At 66.0% G+C, this 15678-nt stretch carries 10 protein-coding genes; 6 read left to right on the forward strand and 4 right to left on the reverse strand.

Annotated elements, in window-relative coordinates; genetic code table 11:
* Positions 1-9: 9 nt before the first annotated feature.
* Positions 10-3033, reverse strand: a complete 3024-nt coding sequence (locus tag JOE31_RS20025; protein WP_209747567.1) for a S8 family serine peptidase — start codon at positions 3031-3033, stop codon at positions 10-12.
* Between the two features lie 282 nt (positions 3034-3315).
* Between JOE31_RS20025 and JOE31_RS20030 the strand changes: the two genes are divergently transcribed.
* The 3 genes from JOE31_RS20030 to JOE31_RS20040 are packed head-to-tail and all read left to right on the forward strand — an operon-like array spanning position 3316 to position 5187.
* Entirely contained in the window at positions 3316-3870 is a 555-nt protein-coding gene (locus JOE31_RS20030; protein WP_209747569.1) for an SSI family serine proteinase inhibitor, read from the forward strand.
* Positions 3871-3874: 4 nt separating this feature from the next.
* Positions 3875-4816 (forward strand): 3-methyladenine DNA glycosylase, encoded by a 942-nt coding sequence (locus tag JOE31_RS20035; RefSeq protein ID WP_209747571.1) that lies wholly within the window; start codon positions 3875-3877, stop codon positions 4814-4816.
* The gene (locus JOE31_RS20040; protein WP_209747573.1) at positions 4816-5187 is read left to right on the forward strand and encodes a serine protease inhibitor; all 372 of its coding nucleotides are present in this window, start codon (positions 4816-4818) and stop codon (positions 5185-5187) included. Before JOE31_RS20035 ends, JOE31_RS20040 begins: the two co-directional genes overlap by 1 nt.
* 87 nt (positions 5188-5274) lie before the next feature.
* Here JOE31_RS20040 and JOE31_RS20045 read toward each other — a convergent pair whose 3' ends face one another.
* The 3 genes from JOE31_RS20045 to JOE31_RS20055 form a co-directional block, all read right to left on the reverse strand.
* The gene (locus JOE31_RS20045; RefSeq protein WP_209747575.1) at positions 5275-8409 is read right to left on the reverse strand and encodes a S8 family serine peptidase; all 3135 of its coding nucleotides are present in this window, start codon (positions 8407-8409) and stop codon (positions 5275-5277) included.
* A gap of 295 nt (positions 8410-8704) precedes the next feature.
* Entirely contained in the window at positions 8705-11602 is a 2898-nt protein-coding gene (locus JOE31_RS20050; protein WP_209748664.1) for an exo-alpha-sialidase, read from the reverse strand.
* Positions 11603-11850: 248 nt separating this feature from the next.
* On the reverse strand, positions 11851-12036 hold the full coding sequence (locus JOE31_RS20055; protein ID WP_209747577.1) for a hypothetical protein: 186 nt from the start codon (positions 12034-12036) through the stop codon (positions 11851-11853).
* A 264-nt stretch (positions 12037-12300) separates the two neighbouring features.
* Between JOE31_RS20055 and purS the strand changes: the two genes are divergently transcribed.
* Genes purS through purL form a run of 3 tightly spaced genes read left to right on the forward strand, consistent with a single transcriptional unit; the run spans position 12301 to position 15642 of the window.
* Positions 12301-12552 (forward strand): phosphoribosylformylglycinamidine synthase subunit PurS, encoded by a 252-nt coding sequence (purS, locus tag JOE31_RS20060; protein WP_011690410.1) that lies wholly within the window; start codon positions 12301-12303, stop codon positions 12550-12552.
* 1 nt (position 12553) lies between these two features.
* Positions 12554-13327: a phosphoribosylformylglycinamidine synthase subunit PurQ gene (gene purQ / locus JOE31_RS20065; RefSeq protein WP_209747579.1), complete on the forward strand. Its 774-nt coding sequence runs from the start codon at positions 12554-12556 to the stop codon at positions 13325-13327.
* Complete coding sequence (gene purL / locus JOE31_RS20070) at positions 13324-15642, forward strand: phosphoribosylformylglycinamidine synthase subunit PurL (RefSeq protein WP_209747581.1); 2319 nt, start codon at positions 13324-13326, stop codon at positions 15640-15642. Before purQ ends, purL begins: the two co-directional genes overlap by 4 nt.
* Positions 15643-15678 lie beyond the last annotated feature (36 nt).

Raw genomic sequence — 15678 nt, forward strand, 5'->3', positions numbered from 1 at the left:
CTGCACCACTCACGGCGCCGGCACGGACACGTTCAGTTGGGTGGACGGTCCCGTACCGTATTTGATCAGGCCCACCCAGTTGCCCGCCGCTAGTCCGGTCCAGCTGGCAGTGAGCTCGCCGGTGGCGCCGTTTTCAATAGAGAGCGGGTTGGGACTGACCGTGAGGTTACCGGCATCGCCGGCGAGAATCATCGCTTCAACCGAAGCTGCCGTTGCTGCGCCGCCGGGGCTGGCGAACAGGTTGGTGGTCACCTTCCAGTCGCCCGCCACCGGATCGGGGATGGAGACTGCCTCGTTGGCTGCAGGCGTAGCCCCCGGATAGAGCAGGCCGGCAGGCGAAACCACGTAAAGGTCGAAGTCCGCTGCCGGGTTGGCGGAGGTGACCGCAAACCTCGCCAGGGAAGAACCTGCCGGCACGTTCACGATCTGCACGTCGTTCGCGGCGTCCTTGACACCGGTATACGGCCCGGGAACCAGGCTGATCGCCGTCGAATTCGCCTTGGCAAGGCCCTTCACGGTCACATCGATGGGCTCCGGACTTCCGGACGTTACCGGAATGACGATGCTGCCGCTTCCGCCGGCGGACGAGGCGTTGACGACGGCCGGTGCAACCGCCGTCACCGAACGGACCGCAACCGGTGAGCGGACGGTGGCCGCATCCGAGCTCCAGGTAAGTGAGCCGCCAACAAAGGCGTCGAGCGCGGCACCGGAGTTCGTGAACTGCACCGTGAACGTGGCTTTCTCCCCTTCTGCCAGGGTCAGCACGTCCGGCGTCACCTCAGCCGTGATCCCGGAAACATCGACTTCCGCACGGTAGCTTCCGGCCGTCAACGCCGTCACCGTCCTGGTGACGGTTTCGGTGCCGGTGAGGCCGCCGAGGGCGATGGACGGCAGGTTGACGTCCTTGGCGGCCACCGGAGCAACGCCCAGCTGATAGCCCTGACCCTGCAGGAAACCCAGCCAGTCGCTCGGGCCCGCGTCGTACACCAGCCCGGGCATTGCGATCCGGGCCGGATCGATCTGTCCGGCGCCTTGGGCGAAGACGTCGTGGACCGGGGTTCCTTCGGCATCCACCAGATCATAGGCCGTGGTCATCATCGCTGATTTCACCGTCGCCGCGGACCACAAGGGGTACTTGCCCAGCAACAGTGCCCCGAATCCGGCAATATGCGGCGCTGCCATGGAGGTTCCGGACAGGAACCCGAAGTTCTGGCCACCGTCGTGGCCGGCAGGCGAGACAGCCGCCAGCACGCCTACCCCCGGAGCTGCAATGTCCGGTTTCAGGAGGTCGCCGTTGGCTGCGAGGGTGGGCCCGCGGGAGGAGAACCCTGCGATCTGCGGGACCGGTGGCGGGTCCAAGCCGGTAGTGTCCGTGGCCACGAGGCTCGCCGTCAACGCCGCGTCCGCCCCCACCGCGTCCTTAATGGCGGGGTCGTCGAGGTGGACCGTTGGAACGCTGTGCAGGTCCACGTCCAGTGAATTGGGCGTCAGGTTGACCAGGACCATGCCTACGCCGCCCGCCTGGGCCACGGTCATGCTCTTGGCCGTCCGGTCCACCACACCGCGGTCGCAGACCACGATCTTGCCGGCGGTTTTGGCCGGGTCCAGGGTGCCGGGCGCGCACAGGGCTGCGTTGGCATCGACGGCGTCTGCCGTCTTGAGAGTCGCGGCGAGCGCGATGGGCGCGTTCGCGACTTCAGTGGACATGATGCTGGCACCGGCGAACTTCTCGCCGCTGGACAACTCCACCGCGCCGCGGAGGCTGCTGCTGTGGGTGGAGGCCGCCACGCTGGTCATCCAGGGAGCGGCATGGTTCACGGTACTGGCCGCCGGGCCGGAATTGCCGGCCGACGCGGCCACGAAGATTCCTGCCGCCGCGGCATTCAGGAAGGCGACGGACACCGGGTCCACCGTCGAGTTGTTGGTGCCGGAGATGGAGTAGCTCAGGACGTCGACGCCGTCCCTGATGGCATCCTCGATGGCCTCCACGCCGCTGGAAGCGAAACAGCCGGTGGTTGCCGGGCTGACACCCTCCCAGCAGACCTTGTAGATGGCGAGCTTCGCCGCGGGAGCAACACCCGATCCCTTGCCGAAGTCCCTGCCGCCCACTGCCTGGCTGACATCGCTGTTGCCCGCTGCGGTGCTGGCGGTATGGGAACCGTGGTTGTTGATGTCCACGGGCGAGTACGTTTCCTTCGGCGAGCGCAGGCCCGGAGGGACGGCGGCCTTGAACGCTGCATCGTAGTAGCGGGCACCAATGACCTTGCTGTTGCATTCTGTTCCGGCGAATTGGTCGCCCGCCTGACAGACGCCTGCGAATGTGCTTCCGTCCGCCTTCAGCATGGTGATCTGGTTTCCGGCCGACAGGTACGGTTCGCCCACGTGAGGGGCTCCGGACAGCGGCTTCACCTGCTCTCCGGCAAAGAAGGGATTGCCCGGCGTGTAGCCCGTATCGAGTACGCCCACCACCGTGCCCTTGCCCGCGTTGGCGTCGCCGCCAAACTGTTCGGCCCAGACTCCCCCGGGACCCGGCAGGCCCAGGAATTCGGTGCTCGAGTAGTCGATTTTGTACTGGCTGTCCTTAACGACAGCAAGGACGATTCCGTCCTTGGTTAGTGCGTTTGCCTGCTCCGCGGTCAGCTCCGCACTGAAGCCGTTCACCGCCAGCGTGTAACTGTCGTCGATGGCCACGCCTTCCGCCGCGGCCAGCCTGCTCTGCTCTGACTCCAGGTGTGCCGAGTAGCGCCGGGACTCAGCGCTGTCCGCGTCGAGCTTCCTGCCGTTGGACGCTGCGGTCCCCGGAATGCCCTCGACGCCGCCGGTGTAGGCCGCCAGGGGCCTGTCCTTCAGCATGACGATGTAGCGGCCCGCGTCCAAGGATGGCGTTTCTTCCGCCACCGGATCGGCGGCCGCCCAGGCGGGAGCCGCCAGTCCCTGGCCGATCATCAGGGAAACACCCAAAGCGACGACGGCAGCGAGGCGGATGGCAGGATTCCTGCTGTGAACGCGGGAGCCGACAGGCGGGTAAGTCATGACAAACTGCCTCCTAGGTTGCCGGACCGGTGGCGTAAACCGGTCCCACCTCCCGGATGTATCCGTCCACATCGGCGCAACGTGGGCGTGAGGCCATACATCCAGTGATGGGAGAAACATACCGGAGTGGGGCTGCGGAATCGAGGTCTTCCGGACAGATTTAATCTCCGCGCCCGCCAGTCCCGGGTTCCTCAGACGGCCGCAGCCCGGACCCCGGGCCGAACGGCAGGGTTCACCGTGGGCCTCCGGCGATAGAATGGACCAAAATGAGGAGGACCGGCAATGCGTAAGGCATGGATTCACGCACTCGTTCTGCTATCCGTTGCCGGTCTCGCCGCATGTTCGCCGGGCGGCGGGGGCGGCCCGGCTCCTTCGCCCTCGGCCACTTCGAGCACCGCCGGTCCCACGGCCACGCCGTCGCCTGACACTGAAACAACTGTCCCGGCCCCCTCGCCGCCGCCGACCGCGGCGCCAGCAACGTCCGGTCCGGGCAAGGGAAACGCCGAGCTCGCCATCATGGTCAAGCCGTCGGAATCGGAAGCGGTCCTGAACTACACCCTGGTATGCAAGGACGGCGTTCCGACGGCTGAAAGCAGCCATCCCTCGGCCGCGGCGGCCTGCACCGCGCTGAAGGAGAACCCTGCCGTGCTGAGCCCTGCACCCCGGGGCACGGACCAGGCCTGCACTCAGCAGTACGGCGGCCCGCAGGAGGCCACCGTCACCGGGATCGTGGATGATTCCCCGGTGGATTCGTCCTTTGCCCGCAGGGATGGCTGCGAGATCGGCCTGTGGAATGCGGCCAAGGACATCCTGGGGTCCGCGGGCGGAGCTTCCTAGGCTGATGCAGATTTTGAAGCACGGGCGGCAAACGGTGCTGCCGGCGGACACCTGGAAACAGCACGAAGCGGACCACCAGGCCCGGGTCAGGCGCTATGCCGACCCCTACCTTGCCCGCCGCTCCGCCGGCAGGAAACACCCCGTTGAGGATTTCCTCTTCACTTACTACACGCAAAAGCCGGGCCAGCTCATGCGCTGGCACCCGGGTGCCGGAGTGGTCCTTATGGGGGCTGGGGCCGCCGCCCGCGCCGATTGGAAGTATTACCGGATGCTCGACGACGGCGACCTCGCCGCCGCTGGCCTGTCTCCCGGGACCACCGCGGCAACCGTTGACCTCACAGCCTTTCTGGCCGAACGCAAGGAGGCACTGCAGTTCGCCGAAATCATCCTGCGCGGCACGGCATCGCGGCCTGCCCAGTTTGGCTGCTTCGGCCTGCACGAGTGGGCGATGGTGTACCACCAGGACAAGTTTGAGCTGCGCCACGAATACCTGCAGCTGCGCCTCGGGTCACAGGGCACTGACCGTGTGGTGGAGGACAACCGGATCCGGTGCTCGCACTTTGACGCCTTCCGCTTCTACACGCCGGATGCCACGCCCCTGAACGAACTCACTCCGAGCCGGGACAATCAGCGCGCCATGGAGCAGCCGGGGTGCCTGCACGCCAACATGGACCTCTATAAATGGGCGTACAAGCTGGCGCCGGCCCTGCCCAGTGAACTTGTTATGGATTGCTTCGAACTGTCCTGGCGGGTCCGCGCCATGGACATGCAGGCCTCGCCGTACGACCTCGAGGAGTGGGGTTACCCGCCCATCCCGATCGAAACGGCCGCCGGCAAGGCGGAGTACGTTGAACACCAGCGGGCGTTCTCCATGGAGGCGCAGGTGCTGCGGGGGCGGTTGCTCGAGGCCTTGGCACCACTGATCGACCAGGTCCGGGGCAGCTGATGACCGCCGACGTGGATCTGACCGTCCGGTTGACCGAGGCGCCGGGTGCCCCGGAGCACGAGTTCCGCCTTGTTGTGCGCCACGGAGTAGTGCCACAGGCCGCCGCAATGAAAGGGTCAACCCTGCCGGACCCTGCTGCGGCGCTGGCCGCCGTCGAGCGTTTCGGCGACGAAGTGTTCTTCGTGCCCCGGCGGCGGGACATGATGTGCACCCAGCAGTACGGCGGCCCGCAGGTGGCCATAGTTACGGGGACATTCCACGGCCGTCCTGTCCACAGCCGGTTCAGCCTGACCGACGGCTGTGAGATTGCGCGGTGGCGATCGCTCGCCCCGCTGTTCGGCGGCACGCCCGGATCCACCGGTCAGACCTGACCGGCCAGCCACAACACAGGAACGTCCCGGGAGCCTTGCGGCTGCCGGGACGTTCCTGGTGACGCTGTTTACTGATGGTGTTCCGGACTAGGTTCCCGGTACCGCGTCAACGGCGGTGACCGCCGGGGCACCGGCCGGGGCGGGCGCCGTGTCGGTGCCCACCTTGACGTTGATCCACGTCCTGATCCCGTTTTCCCCCAGGCTCAGCCGGCCCAGGTAGGATCCCGATGCCAGGCCGGTCCAGTTGGCTGTGGCCGTGGTGGCCGTGCCGTTGGGGGCAACGATCGGGTTCGGGGTGACAGTCAGGTTCCCGGAATTGCCGAGGAACGAGGCAGCCTGGACATGCGCGGAGGTGGGCCCGTTGTCCGGGGTGGAGTACAGGTTCGCCACGAGGTAGTAAGTGCCTGCGCGGGGCGATTCCAGGTCCAGGAACTCGCTGGCCGATGCCGTTGCCACCTGGGTTGCCACGAGGCCTCCGTTTCCGTTGGGTGCGTAAACCACCATGTCCCAGTCGACGTCGTCCGTTTCGGCCTGGATGCCCAGACGCGCGAAGGTCGCGCCCGCCGGCACCTCCACTTTAACGACGGCGTTGTGTTCGTCATTCTTTGCGGCGTAGGCGCCGGGTGTCTTGGTGATGGCCGTCTCGGACAGCGGCGCAAGCCCTTCAACACCCACCGCTATGGGCGAATCCGAGCCGGAGACCAGGTCCATGGTTCCGCTGCCCGTGCCGGTAGCGGAACTGAAGGAGAACGACGGCGCAATCTGGGCGTCCACCGGGCGGACCGCAATGGGCGAGCTGACGGTGCGCGGCCCCTTCCACGTCAGCGTGCCCGTGGTGAACTTGCCCACCGGAGCGCTGACATTCTTGATGGTGATGGTGACCTCACGGGTCTGCCCCGCCTTGGCGAAGTTAAGCACCTGCGGCTCCACATGGACACTGACACCGGGCATGTCCACTGCGGGCCGGTAGCTGCCCGGGACCAGCGCGGTGAGCTGGCGCTTGACCTGGATCTCGCCCACGAGGCTGCCCAGGGCAATGGAGGGCAGGTTGAGGTCGCGAGCGGCAATGCTGCCGGCCTGGGGTGCTCCGGTCGCCACGCCCTGGCCGTTCAGGAAGGCCAGCCACTGCTTGATGTTCGAGTTGTAGACAAGCCCCGGATCCAGCACGCGCGTGGCGTCAATGTGCCCTGCGCCGCCCTCGAACGGGTTCCGGTTCGGAGTGCCGTCCGCGTTGACCAGCGGGTAGGCGGTGGTCATCATGGCGGACTTGACCATGGCAGGCGACCATGTGGGCTGCTTGCTGAGCACCAGGGCTCCGAATCCCGCAATGTGCGGGGCAGCCATGGAGGTTCCGGACATGAAGCCGAACTGTGCGCCGTTGTTGCCGATGGTGGAAACGCCCGCGAGGACGTTCACGCCGGGAGCGGAGATGTCCGGCTTCAGGAGGTCCCCGCCGGAGGCCAGGCTCGGGCCTCGGGAGGAGAAGCCGGCCACCTGGGGTGCCGGCGGCAATGGCTCGCCGGTGAGGTCGCCCTTGACGAGGCTCACCGTAAGCGCCGGGTTGGCAGAAAGCTTGGACTTCAGTTCCAGGCTCTTGGGGGCATTGACGTGCACGGTGGGCACGACGTGGTTGTCCGCGTCCTCGGAGCTGGAGGTCAGGTTGACCAGGATCATGCCAACGCCGCCCTTCGCCTGGACCTCAAGGCTCTTCGCCGTCCGGTCCACAACACCGCGGTCACAGACCACCACCTTGCCGGTGACCTTGGCGGCGTCCAGCGTTCCCGGGCCGCAAAGGTTCGCGGCAGAAGGCGCATCCGGGGCAGCTGCGTCGGCGGCCACTACCACGGCTGCGTCCTTGACTTCAGACTTCATGATGGACGCGCCCCGGAACATGCTGCCGTCGGATACCTTCACCGTGCCGAGCAGGTCGCTGGGGAAAGTCGATGCCGCGACGGTGGTCAGCCACGGCGAGGCGTGGTTCACGGTGGACACGGCGGGGCCGGAGTTGCCTGCCGATGCCGAAACGAACACGCCTGCGGCAGCCGCGTTCAGGAAGGCCAGGGCCACGGGATCCGTCGTGCTGTTGGTGTTGCCGGAAATGGAGTAGTTCAGGACATCCACGCCGTCCTTGATGGCCGCGTCAACGGCTTCGACCGAGGCGGAGGAGTAGCAGCCGCCGGTGTTGGGATTATCGTCTTCCCAGCAGACCTTGTAGACGGCGACCTTGGCGGCGGGGGCAACGCCGGAGCTCGTGCCGAAGCTGGCGCCGTCGATCACCTGTTCCACGTTGGCGTTGCCGGCGGCGGTGGTGGCCGTGTGTGTGCCGTGGCTGCCCACGTCCACCGGGGAGATCAGTTCCTCCGGGGCGCGGTGTTCGGGTGTCACGTACTGACGGAAGGAGTCGGCGAAGTAGCGGGCGCTGACCACCTTGGAGTTGCAGAGGGTTCCGTCGAAGGAGGCCCCTGATTCGATGCCCTTCTGGCATTCGCCCTGGAAGGTCGTGCCGTCCGACTTGAGCATGGCGATCTTGCCGTCCGCGGTGGGATACGGGACGCCCACCTGTGCCTTGCCCTTGAGCGGCTGCACTGGGTCCCCCTGCAGGAAGGGGTTGTCCGGGGCGTAGCCGGAGTCGATCACGCCGACCACCACACCCTTGCCGGCGCCGGATTCGCCGCCGAACTGCTTTGCCCAGGCGCCGTCGCTGCCTGTGAGCTTCAGGAAGTCGGTGGTGGTGTAATCCGGTGCGTTCTCCACGTCCGGTGCCACCACCAGCACGTTGCTGTCCTTGGCAAGCTCGGCAGCCTGCACCGCGGTGAGCTCGGCCACGAAGCCGTTGAGCGCGCCCGTGAACTGCTTGGACGGGGCGACGCCCTGCCTGGCCGCGACGTCCCGCTGGGCCTTGCGGAGGTGCGCGTCGTAGGCCTTGTAGTTCTGGCTGCCGGGATCAAGTTTGCGGCCCTGTTGCGGCTTGGTTGCCGCGATGCCGGCCGTTCCGCCGTCGTACGCCGCCGCAGCCTTCTCGGCGAGGACCACGATATAGCGGCCGTCTTTGTAGTCTGTCGGGTTGACGTTTTTGGCCTGTTCGACTCCGCCGGTTTCGGTGGGCGCCGCGGTAGCGGGACCCACTGCGACGGAGGAGAGAAGCAGCGGGAGGCCAACAGCCAGCGCTGCCGCCTTCCGGAGTCCCCCGACCCGGACAAGGCTTGTTCCTTTTGATTTCACGAGCGACTGAAACCTTTCATGAGGTACGGGTCCGGCGGTGCGGCCGGTCTCGGTCAGCTGGGAAAGAGGCAGCCGGACTGACAGTTCCTGTCATCCGGCGAGACCAGCCGTGTCAAACAGTACAGAGTGAGAGCCGAATATGACATAGGACACAACAGTCGTTGTACTTTTGTCATTCGAGGCTCGGGCCGGGCACAGCCAGAAGCCCTGGAAGGGAAAACCGTGGCGGCGGGCGGGCGGTTCCCCGCCGGCCCGCCGCCACGGTTCACGACGCGGTCACTATGCTTGCTCCACGTCAGCCGATGGACCCTTTGGGCGTGACCTGCAGTCGGTCAAAGGAAACCTGCTTCCCTTCGGAATCCAGGACCACCACGTCGTCCCGCCCGTTCTGCACGGTGGATGGCAGGAGGAACTCCACGGTGTCCGCCGTGGTGGGAAAGATCCATCCGAGGCGGAAGCCGTGCTTGTTCAGGTAGACGTAATACCACTGGCCGTAGGGAAGGCCGCGGAGCGTCACCTTCTCGCCGTTACGGTATTTTTCGTTGGTGCCCAGGTCGACGGGCGGAACCTGCCCGTCGAAATCCTGGACCGTCAACGCCGGAACGGCCGCCGGTTTGGCCGGCTGGAGCCGCAAGGCCACCGCTTCGGCCTGCACGTCAACGCGCACGTTCCGCGACCCGTTGGATGCAGAGGCGGCAAACGGAGAGGCCGGCAACTGGCCGGCCGCGATATCTGCGGGGGTCAGGATGTGCACCCGGGTTGCTGTTGCTGTTTCCCCGATGCCCAGCCTGTCCACTGAAATGCCGGCATCCGGAGCCGTGACGCCGGTCAGCGCGACGTTGCCGGCGTTTCCCACGCCATAGGTGTAGGTGACGGAATCCCCGGCACTCGCGTAGCGGTCGCCGTCGGCATCGGTCCATTCAGCCGAGACCGTGCCGTCCAGCTTCGGGGTCCGGACCGCGAGGTCCACTTCGCCGCCGTCCACACGGTATTCCCGGCTGCTCTGCCCGGACGCAGCAACTGTCCAGGTTGAGTCGGCACGGAAGAATCCTTCCTCCGCCTCTTCCCGGGTCACGGCGTGCCGCGGTGTGGAGCATGCGTAGGATCCTGCCGCGGCAAGGTTGAGCCATCGGCAGTTTCCCGAACCCGGGGGTACGAGGGGTGAGAAATTGCCGGCAGTCGGCACAAAGTCCGCGGCCAGGGGGCCGGTGTTGCTGACGGTAAACGTGTAGGGCACCTGCTCGCCGGCGGCGTACGGCTGCGCGGCGAGGTCACGTCCGGCATCATTCCGGGCACCGGTGATCGATCCGGCCAGCAGGCCATCCCTCAACGGTTCGGCCGCTCCCTTGAAGGACATTGCCTTCGTCAGTGCCGTATTGCCGGAGGCCGTGACGGTGAACTCAGCCACCGGGACGAGGTAGCCGCGCGCTATGTCTTCAGGAGTGAGCGTGTGCTTCGGCGTGGTGCAGTTGTAGCTGGCACCGGCGGCAAGGTTGTTGTACCGGCAGTTGGGGGCCGACGGCGGCAGGAACCCGGTCTCGAAGGTCCCGGAAACGGGGACTGCATTGGACGTGACGTTCGACGTGCTCTTGACCGCGAAGGTGTAAGACAGCACCTCGCCTTCCTTATACGGGTTCGCCGCCACGTCCCGTGCCGGCGCTGAGCCGGCGACGGTCAGGCCAACCTGGGGGGCTACCGGGCTGTTGGCAACGAACGTGTACTGGGACACCTTTCCGTCGGCCGTGGTGAAAGCCGCATTGAGGGATGTTGGACCCGAAGCTCCGGCCGGCGGCGTGAGCTGGATGTTCACCGTGGCAGAGCTACCCGGTGCGAGGTCAGGAACGTCCACCGTGGCGGCGGACCATCCCGTTGGCGTATAGATACTGGCACGGGCGCCGGACAGGACATGGGCTTCCTGGTTGGTAACCGTCACCGGAACCTGCTGCGCAACACCGGGCGCAATGGTTTGTGCGGGCACGTTCACAGGAGCGCAGACATAGTTCAGCCATGCGTCGTCGAAACTGGCGAACTGCATGTTGTCCGTGTAGTTCGCCTCGTACAGGACGCCGAACTTGCCGTCGGCCAGGCGGGTAATGGTTGAATACGCGGAGAAGCCTGGACGGATGGTGCGGACACCGGGCCACGTTGCTCCGTCGTCACAGGACACGCGCGCCGAGACGTTTTCCCTGGCGGTCTTGGAGTTGGAATTGGTGAAGATCAGCTTCCTTGCCTCGGCAGAGCCCTCCGGTGCGGCCGGGTATATCCGGGAGATTGACCCGTTGTTGGCAGGGTCCGGCAGTTCAGTGTCCTGCGTGACCGGTCCGTAGCTGGCGCCGCCGTCGGTTGACACGGCCACTTTGCGGTAGCCGCCGTTCGCGCTGTCCCTCGAATTCAGCAGCACCCTGCCGTCAGAGAGTTCCACGGTCTTGTTCTCGTCCATGCGGTCGCCGATCGGGGCCCCTTTGTGCCACGTTGCGCCATGGTCATCCGAGTAGACGCTGTAGGCCTGGAAGAGTTCTGAACCGTTGGCTTGACGCACGTAACCCGAGTACTGCTGAATCAACCGGCCTTTGTGAGCGCCGTATTTGAGCTGGATCCCCTCACCGGATGCCGCGAAGTTGGTGCGTACGTCACCCGGCTGCGGGTTGGTCTTACTGCTTCCGGGTTTTGTGACGCTAGTGATGAACCGGGGCTGGCTCCAGGTGCGGCCTTCGTCGGTGGACTCCACCACGGCAGACGAAATGACATTCCTGTCGGCGTCGTCGTTGCCGTAGGTGCTGGCAGAGAAGCCGGCGTCCTTTGAGTAGACGAACAGGGCGAACACTTTGCCCGCCTCAGCGTCGTAAATGTACGACGGATCACTGAACCCGTATTTGGGGCCGCTGGCGTCAGCCACATGGCCGGCAGCGATGACGGTCAAAGGACCCCACGTTGCGCCGCCGTCGATGCTGCGGCGCTGCACGATGGAGTTCGGGTTCGGCGCGTCGGCCGAGCTCCCGGGCCTGCCGTCCCACGCTGCAAGTACAACGTCGTTCCCGAGGTAGGTGAGCGCGGGAATACGGTAGAAGAAATTGTCGGCCGTCCGGTCTGCGGCAATGTTCGCTTCGGCGAACGTGCCCGGGGCGACTGCCGGATTGGAGGGTGGAGCCGGCTCGGCCCTGGCCGGCAACCCGGGCCCCGCGATCAGCGCCATCCCAAGTAGCCCTGCGGCGGCCACCCGGCCCACGGAGCCCGCCTTGCCGGCCGGCCGCCTCTTTTTGAATTTCAAATCCACTGTCCTTTCAGGTCGCCGCCCTAGGGCAGCAGTGCGGAAACGTACGGGTCATGTTGGCTTGTCCCACATGCCACATACAACGTCCTACAACCTTAGAGTGCAGTGAATCACATTGACCAGAGGTGTCAGGTGACTATCTTGCGGCCCTCATGGTGCCGGGCATGCGGCTACTGGCGGGGCGTACGGACCACTTCGCTGATCCAGGCGCGGGTCTTCTCATCAATGGGGCCGGCCACATTTGTTTCCCTGGCGGCACGATCGGCTTTGATCTTCTGCATCACCATTCGACCCAGCCCAGCAAACACTGCGGCGGCCATGACCGGAAGTAGTACGGATTTGGGTTTCTGAGCCATGCCGCAATCCTACTGAGCGTGCCAGCGCGCCACCAGAGCCGGCGTCGCGCTTCACCCTCCGGCGAGTGCCCCATTTCACAGTCAACCCGCGAATGCGGCCTGACGCATTCCGCCCGGTAGAATGGGCAAGCAAGCTCGCGGAGCGCTCGTTCCCGCTGTCTTATGTTTGGAGTCCGCAGTGGCTGTAAATACAGCAGCAGACCAGCGTGAGACGGCACCACTCCGCTGCGCCCTTACCCAACGCTCACGCACAGGAGTTGCCGGATGCCCCGGATCGTTGTCGACGTCATGCCCAAGCCCGAGATTCTGGACCCGCAGGGGAAGGCCATCGTGGGTGCACTCCCCCGGCTGGGCTTCACTGCCTTTAGCTCTGTCCGCCAGGGCAAGCGCTTTGAACTCACTGTCGACGGCGAGGTGACCGAGGAGATCCTGGCCCAGGCACGGAACGCCGCAGAAACCCTGCTGTCCAACCCCGTCATCGAGGATGTCGTCAACGTCGAGGTCGTCGAGGCCTGAAATGACTGAACTCCCCCTGATTAGCGAGGCGGTAGCCGTTGCGGCCAACCCGCGCCTCGCCGGCGCCCGAATCGGCGTCGTCACCTTCCCCGGAACCCTGGATGACCGCGACGCCGCCCGCGCGGTCCGACTGGCAGGCGCCACCCCGGTGGAACTCTGGCACGCAGACACCACCCTTGGCGACGTTGACGCCGTCGTGATTCCCGGCGGTTTCTCCTACGGCGACTACCTCCGCGCCGGCGCCATTGCACGCTTCGCGCCGCTGATGGCAAAAATCATCGACGCCGCAAACTCGGAAGCCAAGCTGCCGGTACTGGGCATCTGCAACGGCTTCCAGATCCTCACCGAGTCGCACCTGCTGCCGGGCTCGATGATCAAGAACGACCACCTGAAGTTCATGTGCCGCGACCAGGTCCTGCGCGTGGAAAACAACACCACCGCCTGGACCAGCGACTACGCCGCCGGCCAGGAAATCACCGTTCCGTTGAAGAACCAGGACGGGCAGTACATCGCCGATGAGAAGGTCCTGGACGCCCTTGAGGCCGAAGGCCGCGTGGTGTTCCGCTACGTGGGCTTCAACCCGAACGGCTCCCGCCGCGACATCGCCGGCATCTCCAACGCCGCCGGCAACGTGGTGGGCCTCATGCCCCACCCGGAGCACGCCGTGGAGGTCGGCTTCGGCCCCGAGTCCCTGGACGGTGTCGGCGGTTCCGACACCGACGGCCTCGGTTTCTTCACCTCCGTATTGAACAAGATTGTGGGAGGCGCAAAGTGAGTACCTCAGCTGAAACCGTCAGCAAGAAGTTCAACATCGACACCGTGGAGAACGCGGCCAAGACCCCCGACGTCGAACTCCCCTGGGCCGAACTGGGCCTGAAGCAGAACGAGTTCGACGAGGTCGTCAAGGTCCTGGGCCGCCGCCCGACCGGCGCCGAGCTCGCCATGTACTCCGTGATGTGGAGCGAGCACTGCTCCTACAAGTCCTCCAAGAACCACCTGCGCCAGTTCGGCGACAAGGTGACGGACGAGATGAAGAAAGACATGCTGGTGGGCATCGGCGAAAACGCCGGTGTCACCAACCTGGGCGACGGCTGGGCCGTGACGTTCAAGATCGAGTCCCACAACTCTCCGTCGTTCGTTGAGCCCTACCAGGGCGCCGCAACGGGCATCGGCGGCATCGTCCGCGACATCATCTCCATGGGTGCCCGCCCGGTGGCCGTGATGGATCCGCTGCGGTTCGGCGCCATCGACCACCCGGACACCGCACGCGTCATGCACGGTGCCGTGGCCGGTATCGGCGGCTACGGCAACTCCCTGGGCCTGCCCAACATCGGCGGCGAAATGGTCTTCGACTCCGTGTACCAGGGCAACCCGCTGGTGAACGCGCTGGCCGTCGGCGTTATGCGCCACGAGGACATCCGCCTGGCCAACGCCTCCGGCAAGGGCAACAAGGTAGTGCTGTTCGGTGCACGCACCGGCGGCGACGGCATCGGCGGCGCCTCCGTGCTGGCCTCCGAGTCCTTCGACGACACCAAGCCGTCCAAGCGTCCCGCCGTCCAGGTGGGCGACCCGTTCGCCGAGAAGGTCCTGATCGAGTGCTGCCTCGAACTGTTCAAGGGTTCCCTCGTTGAGGGCATCCAGGACCTCGGCGCCGCGGGCATTTCCTGCGCCACCTCCGAGCTCGCCTCCAACGGCGACGGCGGCATGGAAGTCGAGCTGACCTCCGTGCTGCTGCGCGATCCCACACTGACCCCGGGCGAAATCCTCATGTCCGAGTCGCAGGAACGCATGATGGCGGTGGTGACCCCCGAGAACGTCGCCGCCTTCGAAGCCGTCATGGACAAGTGGGCAGTGGAGTACTCCTGGCTGGGCGAGGTGACCGACACCGGCCGCCTGATCATCACGTGGGAAGGCGAGGTCATTGTCGACGTCGACCCGCGCACCGTGGCCCACGACGGTCCGGTCTATGACCGCCCGTTTGCCCGCCCGGAATGGCAGGACGCCGTTCAGGCCGACGTTTTCACCGGATCCGTCCAGGATGCCGGCCGCCCTTCCGCTCCCAAGGAACTGGCCGCCGCCGTCACCGAGCTCATTTCTTCGCCGAACATGTGCGACAAATCCTGGATCACCAACCAGTACGACCGCTACGTCGGCGGCAACACCGCCATGGCGTTCCCGGACGACGCCGGCGTGGTCCGCGTTGACGAGGAAACCGGCCTGGGCGTGGCCTTGGCCACCGACGCCAACGGCCGCTACACCTACCTCGACCCGTACCACGGCGCACAGCTCGCGCTGGCCGAGGCGTACCGCAACGTCGCCACCTCCGGCGCAGTGCCGATGGCCGTCAGCGACTGCCTGAACTTCGGTTCCCCCGAGGACCCGGACGTCATGTGGCAGCTCGCCGAGGCCATCCGCGGCCTGTCCGACGCCTGCATGGTGCTGGGCATCCCGGTCACCGGCGGCAACGTCTCGCTGTACAACCAGACCGGGACCACGCCCATTCACCCCTCCCCCGTGGTGGCAGTGCTGGGCAAGCTCGACGACGTCGCCCGCCGCACGCCGTCGGGCTGGAAGGAAGACGGCCAGGCCATCTACCTCCTGGGCACCACGGCGGCAGAACTGGACGGTTCCGAGTGGGCCAACCTGCGCGGCCACCTTGGCGGGCAGCCGCCGAAGGTTGACCTCGCTGCCGAACGCGCGCTGGGTGAAATCCTGATCAACGCCTCCCGCGACGGCATGGTGGACTCCGCGCACGACCTCTCCGAGGGCGGCCTCGCGGCAGCCCTGGTTGAGTCCGCGCTGCGCTACGGCGTGGGTGCACGGATTGCCCTGCAAGACGTCATGGACCGTGACGGCGTGGACCTCTTCACGGCACTGTTCTCCGAGACCCAGGGCCGCGCCATTGTTGGCGTGCCGCGCTCCGAGGAAGTCCGCTTCACGGACATGTGCACCGCCCGCGGCTTCGCCCACACCCGCATCGGCGTGGTGGACGCAGCAAGCGGCCAGCTGGAGATCAACGGCGTCGAGACCATGAACCTCGACGCCCTCCGCGAAGCCCACGAGGCCACCCTGCCGAAGTACTTCGGCTAGGCACTCCGTCCCCGTCGATTGCTCCGTAACTGCCGT

The organism is Arthrobacter sp. PvP023 (assembly GCF_017832975.1).
Classification (GTDB): domain Bacteria; phylum Actinomycetota; class Actinomycetes; order Actinomycetales; family Micrococcaceae; genus Arthrobacter.

Coding starts and splice junctions, on each gene's coding strand:
- JOE31_RS20035 (WP_209747571.1), top strand. CDS start 3,875: ATGCAGATTTTGAAGCACGGGCGGCAAACGGTGCTGCCGGCGGACACC.
- JOE31_RS20055 (WP_209747577.1), bottom strand. CDS start 12,036: ATGGCTCAGAAACCCAAATCCGTACTACTTCCGGTCATGGCCGCCGCA.
- JOE31_RS20050 (WP_209748664.1), bottom strand. CDS start 11,602: ATGGCGCTGATCGCGGGGCCCGGGTTGCCGGCCAGGGCCGAGCCGGCT.
- JOE31_RS20040 (WP_209747573.1), top strand. CDS start 4,816: ATGACCGCCGACGTGGATCTGACCGTCCGGTTGACCGAGGCGCCGGGT.
- JOE31_RS20025 (WP_209747567.1), bottom strand. CDS start 3,033: ATGACTTACCCGCCTGTCGGCTCCCGCGTTCACAGCAGGAATCCTGCC.
- JOE31_RS20030 (WP_209747569.1), top strand. CDS start 3,316: ATGCGTAAGGCATGGATTCACGCACTCGTTCTGCTATCCGTTGCCGGT.
- purS (WP_011690410.1), top strand. CDS start 12,301: ATGCCCCGGATCGTTGTCGACGTCATGCCCAAGCCCGAGATTCTGGAC.
- purQ (WP_209747579.1), top strand. CDS start 12,554: ATGACTGAACTCCCCCTGATTAGCGAGGCGGTAGCCGTTGCGGCCAAC.